Annotated in this window: 17 protein-coding genes and 1 tRNA gene; 11 read left to right on the top strand and 7 right to left on the bottom strand. The window is 59.2% G+C overall.

What is annotated here, in order from left to right; all coding sequences use genetic code 11:
- Nucleotides 1–70 precede the first annotated feature (70 nt).
- A complete protein-coding gene (locus tag AC13RE_RS00375; RefSeq protein ID WP_488561586.1) occupies nucleotides 71–580 on the top strand; it encodes a DUF1203 domain-containing protein in 510 nt (169 codons plus the stop codon).
- 17 nt (nucleotides 581–597) lie between these two features.
- Here the strand turns inward: AC13RE_RS00375 and ald are convergent, their stop codons facing one another.
- Nucleotides 598–1,716 carry an alanine dehydrogenase gene (gene ald, locus AC13RE_RS00370; protein ID WP_488561585.1) on the bottom strand — a complete coding sequence of 373 codons (1,119 nt, stop codon included), beginning with the start codon at nucleotides 1,714–1,716 and terminating at the stop codon, nucleotides 598–600.
- A gap of 152 nt (nucleotides 1,717–1,868) precedes the next feature.
- On the opposite strand from ald, the gene AC13RE_RS00365 reads away from it, so the two are divergent.
- Nucleotides 1,869–2,330 (top strand): Lrp/AsnC family transcriptional regulator, encoded by a 462-nt coding sequence (locus tag AC13RE_RS00365; protein WP_488561584.1) that lies wholly within the window; start codon nucleotides 1,869–1,871, stop codon nucleotides 2,328–2,330.
- A 6-nt stretch (nucleotides 2,331–2,336) separates the two neighbouring features.
- Here the strand turns inward: AC13RE_RS00365 and AC13RE_RS00360 are convergent, their stop codons facing one another.
- A complete protein-coding gene (locus AC13RE_RS00360) occupies nucleotides 2,337–3,140 on the bottom strand; it encodes an endonuclease/exonuclease/phosphatase family protein (protein WP_488484858.1) in 804 nt (267 codons plus the stop codon).
- 159 nt (nucleotides 3,141–3,299) lie between these two features.
- Between AC13RE_RS00360 and AC13RE_RS00355 the strand changes: the two genes are divergently transcribed.
- Together AC13RE_RS00355 and AC13RE_RS00350 are read left to right on the top strand one after the other, a co-directional pair.
- Nucleotides 3,300–3,659, top strand: a complete 360-nt coding sequence (locus AC13RE_RS00355; RefSeq protein ID WP_112337591.1) for a PilZ domain-containing protein — start codon at nucleotides 3,300–3,302, stop codon at nucleotides 3,657–3,659.
- Nucleotides 3,660–3,796: 137 nt separating this feature from the next.
- Nucleotides 3,797–5,785 carry a bifunctional 2',3'-cyclic-nucleotide 2'-phosphodiesterase/3'-nucleotidase gene (locus AC13RE_RS00350; RefSeq protein ID WP_488561583.1) on the top strand — a complete coding sequence of 663 codons (1,989 nt, stop codon included), beginning with the start codon at nucleotides 3,797–3,799 and terminating at the stop codon, nucleotides 5,783–5,785.
- Between the two features lie 44 nt (nucleotides 5,786–5,829).
- Here the strand turns inward: AC13RE_RS00350 and AC13RE_RS00345 are convergent, their stop codons facing one another.
- Nucleotides 5,830–6,798: a LysR family transcriptional regulator gene (locus tag AC13RE_RS00345; RefSeq protein WP_488561582.1), complete on the bottom strand. Its 969-nt coding sequence runs from the start codon at nucleotides 6,796–6,798 to the stop codon at nucleotides 5,830–5,832.
- A 136-nt stretch (nucleotides 6,799–6,934) separates the two neighbouring features.
- Here AC13RE_RS00345 and AC13RE_RS00340 point away from each other — a divergent pair, with 136 nt between their 5' ends.
- Nucleotides 6,935–7,549: an FMN-dependent NADH-azoreductase gene (locus AC13RE_RS00340; protein WP_132716440.1), complete on the top strand. Its 615-nt coding sequence runs from the start codon at nucleotides 6,935–6,937 to the stop codon at nucleotides 7,547–7,549.
- A gap of 54 nt (nucleotides 7,550–7,603) precedes the next feature.
- Here AC13RE_RS00340 and AC13RE_RS00335 read toward each other — a convergent pair whose 3' ends face one another.
- Nucleotides 7,604–8,185 carry a TetR/AcrR family transcriptional regulator gene (locus AC13RE_RS00335; protein WP_488484855.1) on the bottom strand — a complete coding sequence of 194 codons (582 nt, stop codon included), beginning with the start codon at nucleotides 8,183–8,185 and terminating at the stop codon, nucleotides 7,604–7,606.
- 105 nt (nucleotides 8,186–8,290) lie between these two features.
- Between AC13RE_RS00335 and AC13RE_RS00330 the strand changes: the two genes are divergently transcribed.
- Both AC13RE_RS00330 and AC13RE_RS00325 read left to right on the top strand, forming a co-directional pair.
- Nucleotides 8,291–9,067, top strand: a complete 777-nt coding sequence (locus AC13RE_RS00330) for an SDR family NAD(P)-dependent oxidoreductase (protein WP_488561581.1) — start codon at nucleotides 8,291–8,293, stop codon at nucleotides 9,065–9,067.
- A gap of 167 nt (nucleotides 9,068–9,234) precedes the next feature.
- The gene (locus AC13RE_RS00325; protein ID WP_488561580.1) at nucleotides 9,235–9,744 is read left to right on the top strand and encodes a hypothetical protein; all 510 of its coding nucleotides are present in this window, start codon (nucleotides 9,235–9,237) and stop codon (nucleotides 9,742–9,744) included.
- 33 nt (nucleotides 9,745–9,777) lie between these two features.
- On the opposite strand, the gene AC13RE_RS00320 is transcribed toward AC13RE_RS00325, so the two are convergent.
- Nucleotides 9,778–10,116, bottom strand: a complete 339-nt coding sequence (locus AC13RE_RS00320) for an HlyU family transcriptional regulator (protein ID WP_132716437.1) — start codon at nucleotides 10,114–10,116, stop codon at nucleotides 9,778–9,780.
- A 37-nt stretch (nucleotides 10,117–10,153) separates the two neighbouring features.
- A complete protein-coding gene (gene ilvA, locus AC13RE_RS00315) occupies nucleotides 10,154–11,404 on the bottom strand; it encodes a threonine ammonia-lyase (protein WP_488561579.1) in 1,251 nt (416 codons plus the stop codon).
- 353 nt (nucleotides 11,405–11,757) lie between these two features.
- Between ilvA and AC13RE_RS00310 the strand changes: the two genes are divergently transcribed.
- A tRNA-Leu gene (locus AC13RE_RS00310) sits at nucleotides 11,758–11,843 on the top strand.
- Nucleotides 11,844–11,922: 79 nt separating this feature from the next.
- On the opposite strand, the gene wrbA is transcribed toward AC13RE_RS00310, so the two are convergent.
- Nucleotides 11,923–12,522: an NAD(P)H:quinone oxidoreductase type IV gene (gene wrbA, locus AC13RE_RS00305; protein ID WP_112337437.1), complete on the bottom strand. Its 600-nt coding sequence runs from the start codon at nucleotides 12,520–12,522 to the stop codon at nucleotides 11,923–11,925.
- Nucleotides 12,523–12,762: 240 nt separating this feature from the next.
- Here wrbA and AC13RE_RS00300 point away from each other — a divergent pair, with 240 nt between their 5' ends.
- The 3 genes from AC13RE_RS00300 to gpt all read left to right on the top strand — a co-directional run bounded on the left by AC13RE_RS00300 (nucleotide 12,763) and on the right by gpt (nucleotide 15,412).
- A complete protein-coding gene (locus AC13RE_RS00300) occupies nucleotides 12,763–13,518 on the top strand; it encodes a competence/damage-inducible protein A (protein ID WP_488484852.1) in 756 nt (251 codons plus the stop codon).
- Between the two features lie 235 nt (nucleotides 13,519–13,753).
- Nucleotides 13,754–14,599 carry a universal stress protein gene (locus AC13RE_RS00295; protein WP_015339640.1) on the top strand — a complete coding sequence of 282 codons (846 nt, stop codon included), beginning with the start codon at nucleotides 13,754–13,756 and terminating at the stop codon, nucleotides 14,597–14,599.
- Between the two features lie 315 nt (nucleotides 14,600–14,914).
- Nucleotides 14,915–15,412 carry a xanthine phosphoribosyltransferase gene (gene gpt, locus AC13RE_RS00290; RefSeq protein WP_488561578.1) on the top strand — a complete coding sequence of 166 codons (498 nt, stop codon included), beginning with the start codon at nucleotides 14,915–14,917 and terminating at the stop codon, nucleotides 15,410–15,412.
- Nucleotides 15,413–15,896 lie beyond the last annotated feature (484 nt).

The raw sequence follows: 15,896 nt of genomic DNA, 5'->3' as shown, positions 1-15,896 counted from the left end.
CCGCAGGAATCGGGTGGCTTCGCGCCTCGCGCCGGCGCATCACATGGCAAATCTCGAAAGGAGCTTTGCCATGACTTCCATCGCCTTTGCAGCCATGCCTACGTCCGACGCCGAACTTCTGTGGAACGACGGCGCAGATGCCTATGGTCACCAGCCGGAGACGATGATTTCCGATGGTCTGGGCCATCCCTGCCGCCATTGCCTGCGCAATATCGATGCCGGCGAAGAGCTGTTCGTCTTCGCCTATCGCCCCTTCCCGGAATTGCAGCCCTATGCGGAGACGGGTCCGATCTTCCTGCATAAGACTCCGTGCCAACGTTACGAAGCGGAAGAAGTCCTGCCGCCGGTGCTGATGACCAGCAAGGATTTCATCGTTCGTGGCTATGGGAAGAACGACCGCATCGTCTACGGAACTGGCGCCGTGACACCCACCGATGACATCCCAGCCTATGCGGCTTCGCTGCTCGAACGTCCCGACATCGCCTATGTCCATGTCCGCTCGGCACGCAACAACTGCTATCAGTGCCGGATCGATAAAATAGGAGCGCCGGCATACGCGGATGCTGGCGCCTCCATCTGACGTGCGCGCGATGGGCTTTACGCGACGTTCAGGATGCTTTCGGGTGCAACGGCTTCATAGCCGAGCGCCTCGGCCACCGGCCGGTTCGTGATGCGACCCTTATGGACATTGAGGCCATTGCGGAGATGTTTATCTTCCGCGATGGCGCGCAAGCCACGATCGGCCAGCGCGAGGCCGTGATAGATCGTGGCGTTGTTCAAGGCATGCGCCGAGGTGACGGGAACCGCACCGGGCATGTTGGCGACACAGTAATGCACGACACCTTCGACCACATAGGTCGGGTCGGAATGGGTCGTTGCATGCGAGGTCTCGAAGCAGCCGCCCTGGTCGATGGCGACATCGACGATGACCGAGCCCTGCTTCATGCCCGATAGCATTTCGCGCGTGACCAGCTTCGGTGCGGCGCCGCCGGGGATCAGCACGGCACCGATGACGAGATCGGCGGAAAAGACCTCTTCTTCCAGAGCCTGGATGCTGGAATAGCGCGTATGGACGCGGCCGTTGAAGATATCGTCAAGCTGGCGCAGGCGCGGCAGGGAGCGATCGAGGATGCTGACATCGGCGCCGAGGCCGGCTGCCATCTTGGCCGCATGCAGGCCAACGACGCCGCCGCCGATGATCGCTACCTTGGCCGGCAGCACGCCGGGCACGCCGCCGAGCAGGATGCCGAGGCCGCCATTGGCCTTCTGCAGAGCCGTTGCACCCGCCTGGATGGACAGACGGCCGGCAACCTCGGACATCGGTGCCAGCAGCGGCAGGCCGCCGCGCTCATCGGTTACGGTCTCATAGGCAACGGCGGTGACGCCCGAGGCGAGCAGGCCCTTGGTCTGCTCCGGATCGGGCGCAAGATGCAGATAGGTGTAAAGAAGCTGTCCCTCGCGAAGCTGCGCCCATTCGGAGGGCTGCGGCTCCTTGACCTTCACGATCATGTCGCACTTCTCGAAGATATCCTTGGCGCTCGCGGCGATCTTGGCGCCTGCGGCAATGTAGGCGTGGTCATCGGCGCCGATGCCGGCACCGGCCTTCGTCTCGACCCAGACTTCATGGCCATGGGCGACATATTCGCGAACGGACGCGGGCGTCAGACCGACGCGGTATTCGTGGTTCTTGATTTCCTTGGGGCAGCCAACGCGCATTTCATTCCTCCTCGAATGCTTTTGCGTCTTTCATTTTCTCCAACTGAAATCAGACCACCACCGCGCCGCAATGTCCTTGCAAAGACGATTTGCGCTGCCGTCATTTTTCGTGATTTATTGCGCGAACAGGAGTTTTTTCGAAAGTTCTTCGAATGTCCGACCTAGACGCCATAGATCATTCGATTCTGCGGATACTTCAGCAGGACGCTAGGATCACCAATGCGGAACTGGCCGAGAAAGTCGGCCTCTCCCCCTCGGCCTGTTCGCGGCGGCTGGATATTCTGGAAAAGAGCGGTGTCATCGACGGCTATCACGCGCATCTCTCGCACAAGGCGCTTGATTACAAGATGATCGCCTTCGTGCACATCTCGCTATCAGGCCAGTTCGCCAAGACGCTTTCGGAATTCGAGACGGCGGTAAAACGCTGCCCCAATGTGCTGTCCTGCTACCTCATGTCGGGCGAATACGACTACATATTGCGGGTCGCCGCGCGCGACCTTGAGGACTACGAACGCATCCATCGCGACTGGCTCTCGGCCCTGCCTCATGTCGTGAAGATCAATTCGAGCTTCGCGCTGCGCGAAATCATCGACCGGCCAAACGTCGGCCTGTGACCTTTCCTATTTCAAATCCAACAGCAAAGCGCGGTGATCCGAGACTTCAGGCTCTGCGACAGGATCGAAAGTGATCACCTCGACATTGGACGTCACCAGCATGTAGTCGGCAAAGCGCGGTTGCTTCTTGTAATGGGACGTGCGCGTGTCATCATGTCCCCGCGAAGTGACGAGATCAATAAGGCCAAGTGAGCCGAGAATATCGAAGGTCTCGCTGCCGGGCAGCAGGTTGAAATCGCCGCAGACGACCAGCCTGTCACCCTCGTGCTTTACTTGCCGGATGAGATCGACCAACGCGTTTGCCTGATGACGACGGGCCGGCGTATCGCCCTTCCCTTCCAGATCCCGCAAGCCATGCATATGGGCAATGGTTATCGGGTAGCCGCGCTCATAGTCGAACAGGCGGATGCAATGGGCATTGCGCGAACGCGGATGAGGCCCATAGCCATCAGCCGAGAATTCACCATGAACGAAGGCGGCTGCCTGGCCGATGACCGGATAGGTCCGGCGCACGAAGGTTGCCAGTCCGAACTCGGAATCGAATCGCCGGTCCCCATCGAAAAGATCGCCTCGCGCTACGGGGAGGAAGAAAGCATCGTGAGCCGGCAAAGCAGCCTTCAGTTCCTCGAATAGATTGGCGCGCTGCAGGAGCTCGATACCGTGATCGCGATAGACCAGCCAATCGGCCTCCGCTCCCTGCGTGCGAACCATTTCCTGTAGGCAGAGAACATCCGCATCGATATCAACGAGATAGGGGACTAGCGGCTCATGCAGCCGGCCGCCCCATGCATTCAATGAAACGATACGCATATCCTGCACCTCTCATAGTCACACCGCCGATCGCAGCGGCCATCGCGATGCGGTACCGATTCGGGACGCCCGGCTACAATTTTAGCGATTATGCTAAACATCCCGCAAGGCACATCTGATATCCAAAGCGAGAAAAGACGGATGAGCCGGGATAACATCATGCAGTTCTCTTCGAAATCTCCCATTCAGGGCAATCTGAAAATCAAGACGCGCGGCTCGTCGCGCCACCATGCGCGGCTCATGGGCCAGGTTCGATATTTCACCAAGCTTGTTACCGGCCGCGTTGTCGATATTTCGACAAGCGGCATCGCGCTCGATCTGCAGGCGCCGCTTTATGCCGCCGCTGGCAGCAAGGTTCGCGTCGAATGCGACGATATCGGCCTCCTGGATGGTTTCGTGCGCTGGGCTCACAACGGCCGCATCGGCATCGAATTCGACCGCTCGTCCAATGCCTCGGCTAAGGTCGCGTCTTATTTTCGCTTTTTCCACAAGGACATGAAGCCGGTTCTCAAACGTTGATGTAATGCCGGCGTGAGCCGGCTACGATCCACAATAAGCCTGTCACATTCCTGGTGCACACCTTCAAAAATCGTCCTAATCTCCCTCGCCCGAGAGATGATCGACGGACCATAGCCGCATCGTTGAAGGAGTGTTTTATGTCTTCCATTCTGGATTTGCCCAGCATGTCGCGCCGTTCCCTGCTGCAAGGCCTCAGTGCCACAGCGGCGCTGATCGTGCTGCATCCTTTCGCCGCCCGCGCTGCGAGCAACCAGGCGCATCTGCGCCTTATGGAAACGACCGACATTCACGTCAACGTCTTCCCCTATGACTATTATGCCGACAAGCCGAACGACACGATGGGCCTGACGCGTACGGCAACGATCATCGACAATATCCGCGCCGAAGCCACCAATTCGCTCCTAATCGACAATGGCGACGTGCTCCAGGGCAATCCGATGGGCGATTACATGGCCTATCAGCACGGCATGAAGGACGGCGACGTCCATCCGGTCATCAAGGCGATGAATACGCTCGGCTATTCCGTGGGCACGCTCGGCAACCACGAATTCAACTACGGCCTCGACTTCATGTTCAAGGTGCTGGCCGGCGCGAACTTCCCCTTCGTCTGCGCCAACCTGACCAAGGGCCAACTTGCCTCCGACCCCACCAAGGACGACCTGTTCTTCAAACCCTATTTGATCCTCGAAAAGAAGATCAAGGACGGCGCCGGCAATGAAAGCCCGATCAAGATCGGCTTCATCGGCTTCGTGCCGCCACAGATCATGCTCTGGGACATCAAGAACCTCGAAGGCAAGGCGCAGACGCGCGATATCGTCGAAGCCGCCAAGGCCTGGGTCCCGGTCATGAAGGCCGAAGGCGCCGACATCATCATCGCCCTCTCCCATTCCGGCATCGACGGCAGCGGCCAGAGCGAGAAGATGGAAAACGCCTCGCTCTACGTCGCCGCGGTCGACGGCATCGACGCTGTCTTCACCGGCCACCAGCATCTCGTCTTCCCTGGCCCGAAGACCTGGGACGGCATCAAGGACGCCGATCCGGTCAAGGGAACGCTGCATGGCAAACCCGCCGTCATGGCCGGCTTCTGGGGTTCGCATCTCGGCCTCATCGACCTGCTGCTCGAAAAAGACGGCAAGAGCTGGAAGATCGTCGACTTTACTTCCGAGGCACGCCCGATCTACCACCGCGACGACAAGAAGAAGGTCGTCGCCGATGTCGCAGACAAGAAGGAAGTCGTCGAAGCCGCCAAGGCGGAGCATGAGGCGACGCTGACCTATGTCCGCACACCTGTCGGCAAGACCTCCGCGCCGCTCTATTCCTACTTCGCCCTGGTCGCCGATGATCCCTCTGTCCAGATCGTCAGCCAGGCGCAGATCTGGTACATCAAGAACATATTGAAGGAGACGCAGTACAAGGACCTGCCGGTTCTTTCGGCGGCTGCCCCCTTCAAATGCGGCGGCCGCAACGGCGCCGATTATTATACGGATGTTCCCGCCGGCAATATCGCCATCAAGAACGTCGCCGATCTCTACCTCTACCCGAACACCGTGCAGGCCGTCGTCATCAACGGCGCGCAGGTCAAGAACTGGCTGGAAATGTCGGCTGCGATGTTCAACCAGGTGCAGCCCGGCGCCAAGGATGCGGATCTGATCAACAGCGGCTTCCCGTCCTACAATTTCGATGTCATCGACGGCGTCACCTATCAGATCGACCTCTCGCAGCCGCGCCGCTTCGGCGATGACGGCAAGGTTCTGAATGCCGATGCAAACCGCATCCAGAACCTGCAGTTCGGTGGCAAGCCGATCGACCCCGCACAGAAGTTCCTGGTCGTCACCAACAACTACCGCGCCGGCGGTGGCGGCAACTTCCCGGAAATCGCGGCGGACAAAGTGGTCTATCAGGCGCCGGACACCAACCGCGACGTTATCGTGCGCTATGTCCACGAGCAGGGCACGATCAACCCGACCGCCGACGGCAACTGGACCTTCAAGCCACTGGCGGACACGACCGTCCGGTTCCAGAGTTCGCCGAAGGCCAAGGATTTCCTTGATCAGGTCAAGAGCGTGAAGATCGAAGATGCCGGCGAAGGTGCCGACGGCTTCCGCAGCTACCGGCTGGTGCTGTAATCACGGATGCTATCGTCCTCTCCTCTCATCGGGGAGAGGACTTTTCACTCCGCCGCTAGGCGCTTGTCGCCTGGATGGAACATCTCGACGGCGGACTTGAAGTCATCCTGATTCGGGCATCGCGACAGACGATCCCGGAAAGCCTCGATCATCCACGCAGCCGCAGGGCCTGGAGGGTTATCAACCTTGCGGATCGCATAGAGCGGATATTCGCTCTGGTCATAGGCATCGAGAGCCAAAGGCACCAGCCTGCCCTTCTGCAAATCCTCCATGATGAACGAGGCCGGCAGGCCGCCCCAACCAAGACCGCCTCGGATCAGCTGATGCTTGGTGGCAATGTCGCTCAGATGCCAGATCTTGTAGGACAGGACGTTGAAATCCTTGCCATTCGTGAGGTTTGACGCATCGGTGACGACTAGCTGCACTTCTTCGCGCACGTCGGCAAGCGTCAGCGGTCGTCCGAGCATAGCGAGCGGATGGGTGGGGGTGGCAACCGGCATCATGAAGGAATGTCCGATGCGCTCAATCACCAAAGCATCATCCTGTTTCACCACCGAGCCGCCGATACCGATCGTCGACTTGCCGCTTGTGACAAGCTCGAGCATCGAGCCGAGTTCGCCGGTGTCGAGCCGCAGGGAGACGTAAGGGAAACGATCACGGAATTCGCGCAGCACGTCGACGGTGGCATGAACCGGCACCATGACGCTGATGGCGACGGCCACCTCCGCCTCGAGCCCGGTCTTCAAACCCTTCACCCTGGCGCGCATCACTTGCAGATCGGAAAGAATGCGGCGCGCATCCTCCAGCATCACCCTGCCCGCATCCGTCAGCCTCGGCTGGCGCGATCCGGAGCGCTCGAACAGCGGCATTTCGAGCTGAGCCTCCAGATTGGCGATCGTGTAGCTGATGACCGACTGCGCGCGGTTGAGCGCCCGCGAGGCGGCGGAGAAACTGCCTGACTCGGCGACCGTCAGAAAGACCTGCAATTGGTCAAGGGTGGGATTGGGGAGCATCTGCCATCCATTCTATCGATAATTCCAATCCATATTATCACAGTTTTTCTCGATAGCACTGACGACTTATTTATGGAGGCGAACATGATCGGACTCTCCCAGCCGATTTAGCAACTCATTGAAAAGGAAAACGGATATGTCCTCCATTCTGCTTCTGACCTCCAGCCCGCGTCCGGACTCGCTCTCCACCAAGATCGCCACCGAGCTGGCCGAGAAGATCAAGTCCAACAATCCGGGCAAGACGCTGGTTCACCGCGACCTCGCTGCCGACAATCTCCCGCATATCGACGGCCCCTTCACGGCCGCCATCCGCACGCCGGCCGATGCACGCACGCCCGAGCAGCAGGAACTGATCAAGGTTTCCGACGCGCTCGTCGACGAGCTGCTGGCAGCCGACACCCTCGTCATCGGCACCGGCCTCATCAACTTCAACATCTATTCCTCGCTGAAGACCTGGATCGACAACGTCGCCCGCGCCGGCCGCACCTTCACCTACACGGAAACCGGCCCGAAGGGTCTGGTAACCGGCAAGAAGGCCTACATCGTGCTCGCTTCCGGCGGCGTTTACTCGCAAGGCCCGGCTGCACCGCTGAACCATGCCGTGCCTTACCTCAAGTCGGTTCTCGGCTTCATCGGCATCACCGATGTCGAGACCGTTTACATCGAAGGCGTCGCCTTCGGTCCGGAAGCTGCTGAGAAGGCCATCGGCGCTGCCCAGGCTCGCGCTTCCGAGCTGGCTCTCGCCGCTTAATCAATTACTTATTCAGATGATCACAGGCGGCCGGGGTTAAAACCGGCCGCTTTGCTATTGTGCCTGCGGCAGCGCCTTTACGAACTGCTTCACGGTCTCCAGAATTTCGGCCGAAAGAGCCTCGTCATCCGCCACGCGCGCGAGGCCGAGCGCTCCGGTCATCAGGCACGACGCGATGATCGCCTTGCGCCTGGCTTCGGCAGTTTCCGGCTCCGGCATGCGCGCCGTCATGGCATTGAAATTCCGTCGCAGGCCTTCCGTCGCAACCGCGCGGACCGTATCGCTGCTACGCGCCAAATCCGCCGTCAGTGCCGCATAGGCGCAGCCCTCGCCGCAATGATCCCGGTGACCTTCGCTGAGATAGGTATCGACATAATCGTTGAGCGAGATGGTCTCGGGGATGATCCCCTTTTCCTCCTGCTGCCGCCGCCATGACCCGATCGCGGATTCGACGGCTTCCGCCACAAGTTCATCGCGTGAGGCGAAGTGCTTGTAGAAACCGCCGACCGTCAGACCCGCTTCCTTCATCAGATCGGCGACGCCAATCCCTTCCAATCCCTCCTCACGCAGACGTTTGGCTGCGAGCGTCACGATGCGTTCGTGCGTCTTCTGCTTTTCCAATTGTGAGCGGCCCATCGAAAATCCTTTCATGCCCGGCTTGACAAAATGGATTACGATCATAATCCTTATAGATGACGATCATAATCCAGATCGTGACAAAAGCCAACAGGAGCTACGAATATGCGTCTCAAGAACAAGGTTGCCGTCATCACCGGCGGAAACAGCGGTATTGGCCTTGCCACCGCCCGCCTCTTCCTCGCCGAAGGCGCCAAGGTCGCCATAACAGGCCGCAACGCCAAAACACTGGCCGCAGCAGCCGAGCAACTCGGCGGCGGCGTGCTGGCATTGCAGGCTGACACGACCGATATCCCGGCGATGGAGAGGGCCTTTGCCGAGGCTGCGGAGAAGCTTGGAAAATTCGATGTGGTCTTTGCCAATGCCGGCATAGCCGGCGATACGCCGCTCGGCAAAACGACGCTCGAGCAGTTCGAAACCATCGTCCGCATCAATTTCACCGGCGTCTTCTTCACCGTGCAGGCCGCCCTGCCACATCTGAACGATGGCGGCTCGGTAATCCTGAACGGCTCCGTGCATGCCGTTCTCGGCATTCCCGGCGCGTCGGCCTATGCGGGCACGAAGGGCGCCGTTCGAGCCATGACCCGCAATCTCGCTTCCGAGCTTGCGCCCCGCGGCATCCGCGTCAACCAGGTCACACCGGGCGCCACCAAGACACCGATCTGGGACCCGCGCGCCAGCACGCCGGAGGCTCTGGATGCACTGCAGGCCCGCTTTGGCGGTCTGAGTGCGCTCGGCCGCATGAGCGAAGCAGACGAAATCGCCAAGGCCGCGCTCTACTTCGCCTCCGACGATTCCGCCAATGTCACGGCGATCGAAATCACGGTCGACGGCGGCGCCGTCAACGCCCCCGCCGGCGCGAAGATTTTCCGCACGGCTTAAGTCTCCGCAAAGCTTGCGAAGTCTTCGAGATCCGTGATTGACGTGAGGCCGCCTAGCGCAGATGCAAAGGCGGCCTTGCCCAAAACCGATTGCGGCAACGAACGACTTTTGCAATGCTCTGATCCCGAGCGGACAAGCCTCTTTTTAGCGCCGTTCTTCGCACAAAAATGCCAGCCAACTGGAGCAGCGACGGCCCGAATAAAGAGAAAAAGATGGTGATTCCGTTGTATACGCCGCGACATTTCCGGCGCCTAAGCACGTGGCACATATCCGGCTGGCGCATCAAGGCTTACGGCATTTCTGCGCACGCCCCGGAGAACGAACAGTTTCTTCAGCCGGAACTGATCACTGCGGCACGCTCTTTCATCGAAGCCAATCTTGGCCGTATGGAAGTGACGCCCCATTATTCCGCCGGCTTCGTTGTCCTTCATCACGGTAGCAGCGCAAAGACCTTGTTGACCCAATGGTGGGTAAACGAGTGCGTTTGCATGCAATACGCCGCTCAATCGGACTATTCAGGTCAACCAAGCTTTTCACTCACCGAGAGCGATCTCATGGCCTGCGCTTACGAGCTGGTCGCCATTGATTTCGAGCGACGCGCCTGGATTTCGACAGTCATGTCAGGAAAGCCGATGGAAGCCTATCTGGAAAGCTGGCTGCCGGACGGATGGTACTGACACCGCTCACCACGGATCTGCACCGTCCAATAATCAGACCTGGCGAACCTTTTCGCCGTCGCCGAAGAGGCCGGCACCGTTTTGATCGATGATCTGTTGACCCTTGCGGAAGGTCGATTCCACCGCGTCATCCGACGACGTGAAGACATCGGCGCGGATAAAATTGCGCACCAGGATCTCGCCGTTCACATCCTTCTCAATCCGGCCCATAAGGCGGAACTGATTGCCCTCGCGCTGCGGCGTCGCATAGATCGTGCAGCCGGCATGCACCTGCGGTTCGACGCTGACTGTCGAGCCGCCGGACTTTTCAGTGCCCGCTTGCGATGCGCCACCGGTGAAAATCGAAAGGATATTTGAAATGAACGAAGCCATGGATCGCCTTTAGCATGAAGGTTGGAGGGTCGCAAAGTCAAATGATCAGGTTTGCCAGGATCTCGTTTTCGGTGATGTCCTCATAGCCCATGCCGGAACTTTCAAAGTTCGCGATAAGCTGTTTGAAATTATCCGGATTCTTCGTCTCGATGCCAATCAGGATGGAGCCGAAATTGCGGGCGCTCTTCTTCAGATATTCGAAGCGGGCGATATCGTCTTCCGGTCCGAGCATGTTGAGGAAATCGCGAAGCGCGCCGGGGCGCTGCGCCAGGCGCAGGATGAAGTATTTCTTCAAGCCCGCATAGCGCATGGCGCGCTCCTTCACGTCAGGCAGGCGCTCGAAGTCGAAATTGCCGCCGGAGACGACCGCGACGATCGTCTTGCCACGGATGGCCTCGCGATCGAGCTTTTCCAACGCCGTGATCGCCAGAGCGCCGGCCGGCTCCAGCACCACGCCTTCGACATTCAGCATATCGGTGATGGTAACGCAGATGGCGTTTTCCTCGATGAGCTTCACCTGCTCGGCCGCGAAGTCCTTGAGCGCGGCGAAGTTCAGCTCGCCGATCCGGCCCACGGCAGCGCCATCGACGAAATTGTCGACCTTGGCAAGCGTGACCACCTGCCCCGCCTCGATGCTGCGGCGCAGGCTCGGCGCGCCGGCGGGTTCGGCGAAGGTGAAGGCATCACGGGGAAGCGTATCGGCAAAGTAACCGGTGATCCCGGCTGCAAGGCCTCCACCGCCGACGGGAAGCAAGATGTGGTCGGGGATAATACCCTCAGGCAATTGCTCGGCGATCTCGGCTGCGACCGTCGCCTGCCCTTCGATGATATCGGCGTGATCGAAAGGCGGCACCATGACGCCGTCGATCTTTTCGACATGTTCGCGCGCCGCCTGATAGCACTGATCGAAGAAATCGCCGAAGAGCCTGATGGTGATGAACTCGCCGCCAAAGATGCGGGTCTTGTCGATCTTCTGTTGCGGCGTCGTCACGGGCATATAGACCACGCCCGGCACGCCGAAATGGCGGCAGACGAAGGCAAAGCCCTGAGCGTGATTGCCGGCGGATGCGCAGACGAATGTCTTTCCCGTACCGCCCTCGGCAATCACCTTGCGGAAGAAGTTGAAGGCACCCCGGATCTTGTAGGACCGGACCGGCGTCAGATCCTCACGTTTCAGCCAGATATCGGCGCCATAACGCGCGGAAAGATGCTCGTTCAGCTGCAGCGGCGTTGCAGGAAAGAGGCCGCGCATAGCCTCTGTAGCTTCGAGAACAGTCTGTTTGTCCACGGTCTATCCGTCCTTCTTCAATCCGCCTTCGCTATGGCACAGGAAAGATGAGCAAAGAAAGCCTGTTTAGCGCGCTTTCGGACCTGCGATAGCGGTATTCGCCGCACTGACGAATTATTAACCATTTATGCCCCTGACCGGTGAAACCACAAAATCTGCGAGTTGACAGCCAAGCTCCCCCCGCGTCCAATATGACACAGCCATCATGATGATGGTTAGAGGCCCGCCTAATACCGATCCGTCGGCTCCGGCGGGCTTCGCCTGGATCAATCAGGCTAAGCCATACAGATCAAATCCCTCCCGCAAAACATTTCCTTGACTGAATCGCTCAAGTGCTTGATGGGGAAAGGCACGCGGACGTGGCGAAACTGGTAGACGCAAGGGACTTAAAATCCCTCGGCCTTTGGCTGTACGGGTTCGACCCCCGTCGTCCGCACCAAAATTAAATTCCATCAAAATCCCAATGAAAAAGGCGCAGCTTTCGCCGCGCCTCTCTCAATCGATATGCAGAATTCAAATCAAGCCGTGAGCTTGGCAGCAATCTTGGCGACGTGCGCGCCCTGATACTTTGCGGCTTCCAGTTCGATTTCGGACGGCTGGCGGGAGCCGTCACCGTTGGTGATGGTGGAGGCGCCGTAGGGCGAGCCGCCCTTGACTTCTTCCGTGCCCATCTGGCCCTGGAAGGCATAAGGAAGACCGACGACGGCCATGCCGTGGTGGAGGAGCGTCGGGATGAAGCCGAGGATGGTGGATTCCTGGCCGCCGTGCTGCGTTGCCGACGAGGTGAACACCGAGCCGACCTTGCCGACGAGCTTGCCGCCGAACCACAGGCCGCCGGTCTGATCCCAGAAATTGCGCATCTGCGAGGCGACCGTGCCGAAGCGGGTGCCGGCGCCGACGATGATGGCGTCATAGTCTGCCAGTTCGTCCGGCGTTGCGATCGGGGCTTCCTGATCGAGCTTGAAGTAGGAAGCCTTGGCGACCTCTTCGGGGACGAGTTCCGGCACGCGCTTGACGGTGACTTCGGCACCGGCCGACTTTGCGCCTTCAGCGACGGCATAGGCCATCTTCTCGATGTGACCGTAAGCGGAATAATAGAGAACCAGAACCTTAGCCATGAAAACGTCTCCTGTTTGTTGGACGCATTGAATGTCGAGGAATGTTGTATCAGCGATGCGACAGGGGCGCAGCCCCCACGCTCAGAACGCAGTGTTCATCCTGTGTAGACGGAAATTCACTTGCAACATCTTGTGATGAGCAGCGGCTCAGCAAAAGGAGCGTTTGCATTCGCTGCAAACAGCGCTACCTATCTCGGACCTTTTTGAACGCGCCGACTGCGCATTGTCCTGGATATCTTCATGTCGAACGAAACCATTGTCACAGCCGCCATGCTCGCCATCGGCGACGAATTGCTCTCCGGCCGGACCAAGGACAAGAATATCGGCCACCTCGCCGACGTACTGCTGCTGGCCGGCATCGACCTGAAGGAAGTCCGCATCGTGGCTGACGATGAAGATGCCATCGTATCGGCGCTGAACGCCCTGCGCCGCCAATATGATTACGTCTTCACCTCGGGCGGCATCGGCCCGACCCATGACGACATCACCGCCGATGCCATCGCCAAGGCCTTCGGCGTGCCCTGCGAGCATGACGCCGAAGCCATGCGGATCATGGGTGAAATGTATGCACGGCGCGAGATGGAGTTCACCGAGGCTCGCCAGCGCATGGCACGCATGCCTGTGGGATCAAAGCATATCGCCAATCCGGTCTCGACCGCACCCGGCTTCAACATCGGCAATGTCTATGTCATGGCCGGCGTGCCGCAGGTTTTCCAGGCGATGCTCGACAATGTCATCCCGACGCTGAAGACCGGCGCAAAGGTGCTATCAACAGCGATTTCCTGCCCCTATGGCGAGGGCGAGATCGGCACGCCGCTCGGCCTCATCCAGAAGGCGCATCCAGATACCAGCATCGGTTCCTATCCGCGCTATGTCGGCCAATTCTTCTCGACCGAGATCGTCGTGCGCGGGCGTTCCGCCGAGCTGGTTGAAAGTGTCGCAGCCGAAGTGCGCGCGATGATCGAGGCCATCGGGCAGTCGAAAGCGACTGCATAATTCCTTAAATCGAAATCGATTTAAGGATAAATTATGCAGCAGACTTAAAGTATTATAGCGACCTTTGCGCGTCATATATGACGCGCGGCGCCGTATCGAAAATCAGTCGGCTGAAGCCTGACCCTCAACGAGGACGTGTACTTCCGGGGAACCCTGAGACCATTCAGAGCATTATCTTGTAGCGGAATGCTGATATCATGATCCGATCCAACCCTTCCGCATGGGAGATCTCTTCATGTCCTACAAAACGATAGTGACCGTTCTCGACAATCCCGACAATACGCGCATCGCTGCGGAGTTTTCGGCAGCGCTCGCAAAGGAGCACGGCGCCCATGTCGTCGGGCTTCATGCGGAAATCGTCTCGACCGTGCCGCTGGTGGCGCCGATGGAGATTCCGGACCCTGTCGCGGTCCAAGCACTTCAGGAAGTAGCCCATAATCAGGCGGTCGAAATCGAACGGGTGTTCCGCTCGAAGATGGAAGCCGCCGGTCTCGATTACGAGTGGCACAGCTTTGCCAGCACGGTCGGCTACGGCACCGAACCGCTGATCGAAAGTGCCCGCAGCGCCGATCTTCTGGTGGCCGTGCAGCCCGACCCGTCGAAATACGCCGATACTCAGGTCGATGTCGAAACCTTCCTGTTCGACAGCGGCCGGCCGGTCCTGTTGATCCCCTACATTCTCAAGGAGCCGAAGCCCGTCCGCCGCGTGCTGATCGCCTGGAACGGCTCCAAGGAAGTGGCGCGCGCCACCTTCGACGCCCTGCCTTTCCTCAAGGCTGCGGATTCGGTCGAGATCCTTTCCGTCAGCACGTCGGAAAAGGATCCGCATCCGTCTAAGGAAACCGGCGTCCGGATAGCCGCGGCGCTGACACGCCACGGCGTTCGCGCCAAGTTCGAGACGGCAGCCTGCACCGGCAAATCGACGCCATCGCAGGTCATCGAAAACCGGCTGGCCGACGACAGTATCGACCTGTTGGTCATGGGCGCCTATACGCATTCCTGGCTGTGGCAGATGATCTTCGGCGGCACGACGCGCACCCTGCTGCAATCGATGACGGCGATGACGCTGCTGGCCCGCTGAACGGCTGAAAACTCAATTCCTGTGGCAACCGGTGTGAATGTGCACCGGTTGCGCCCCTTCCAGCTATTGCCTTTTGCCAGCAAATCCAGCAGAAAGCAGCGACCGATGACAGAATTCCCGCCAGGGAACCGTTCGCGCGGTCTAAGGGGCATGATCCCGAAAAGCCCAGGCTTTTCCCGGATGAGATCCTGTTCAAGCAGATAGCAAGCGAATCGCGTTCCGGATTTGGTTCTTGGTCCGCGCCCAGCGCGGGGTCTGCTCAGGGTCGCCGGCGCTGCCGGTGCGTCGTTATTCCATGCCCCGGAGCTTTCTGCCATGTCCCTGCCCGATAAAGCCTTTCCCGTATCCTGGGATCAGTTCCATCGCGATGCGCGCGCGCTTGCCTGGCGGCTTGCCGGCCTCAACCGTGAATTCAAGGCAATCGTCTGCATCACCCGCGGTGGCCTCGTGCCGGCCGCAATCATCTCTCGCGAGCTCAATATCCGGCTGATCGAGACGGTCTGTGTCGCCTCCTATCACGACTATTCCAGCCAGGGCGAAATGAACCTGCTCAAAGGCATCGCACCAGAACTGTCGGTCAACGGCGGCGAAGGCGTCCTCGTCATCGACGATCTCACCGATACCGGCAAAACGGCCCTCGAAGTTCGCACCCTGCTGCCGAAGGCACATTTCGCCTGCGTCTACGCCAAGCCGACCGGCGTTCCCACGATCGACACCTTCATCACAGAGGTCAGCCAGGATACCTGGATCTACTTCCCCTGGGACATGGGCTTCACCTATCAGGAACCGATCGCCAAGGGTCATCGCGGCTGAGCTGCCGGCTGCCGGCAGCGCGAATCAGACCCGATCTGATCGCGATGCCGAAATATGATTCGAATTACGGTAATAGAGGTGGGCGCTGCGGCGCCCACTAGATTTAGTGGACGTCGCTTTGATGGGAATGCGTGGGATTCAAGGGTTTCCACGCGAATCATGATGCTCTACGGCATGATTTTGCCGTGCTGCCAATGGCATCCAGGTCACGGTCACAATTTTGTCGCTTTCGACACCGGCGGTGATAATAGTTGTTGCGCGAACGGTCGCACGAAGGGCGAGCATCCCCCCTCAAGTTCTTGAATCTCTTGCTCTACTGGCGTTTCCCCAGTTTCCACAGGCAAGCCCACAAGATATTGTGGTTAGCAATCCGTTACAAACCACCCCTTGACGGAATCGGGTCTTTCAAAGTTAATGGACGACGTTGCGGCGGCGACTGGACCAGGCGGGGTTACGAGGACTGGTTCTCAATTCGAAATCGGAT

This window comes from Martinezella sp. CNPSo 3959 (assembly GCF_057784355.1).
Note: the sequence above shows the minus strand (reverse complement) of the source record. Positions and strands in the feature narration are given on the sequence as shown.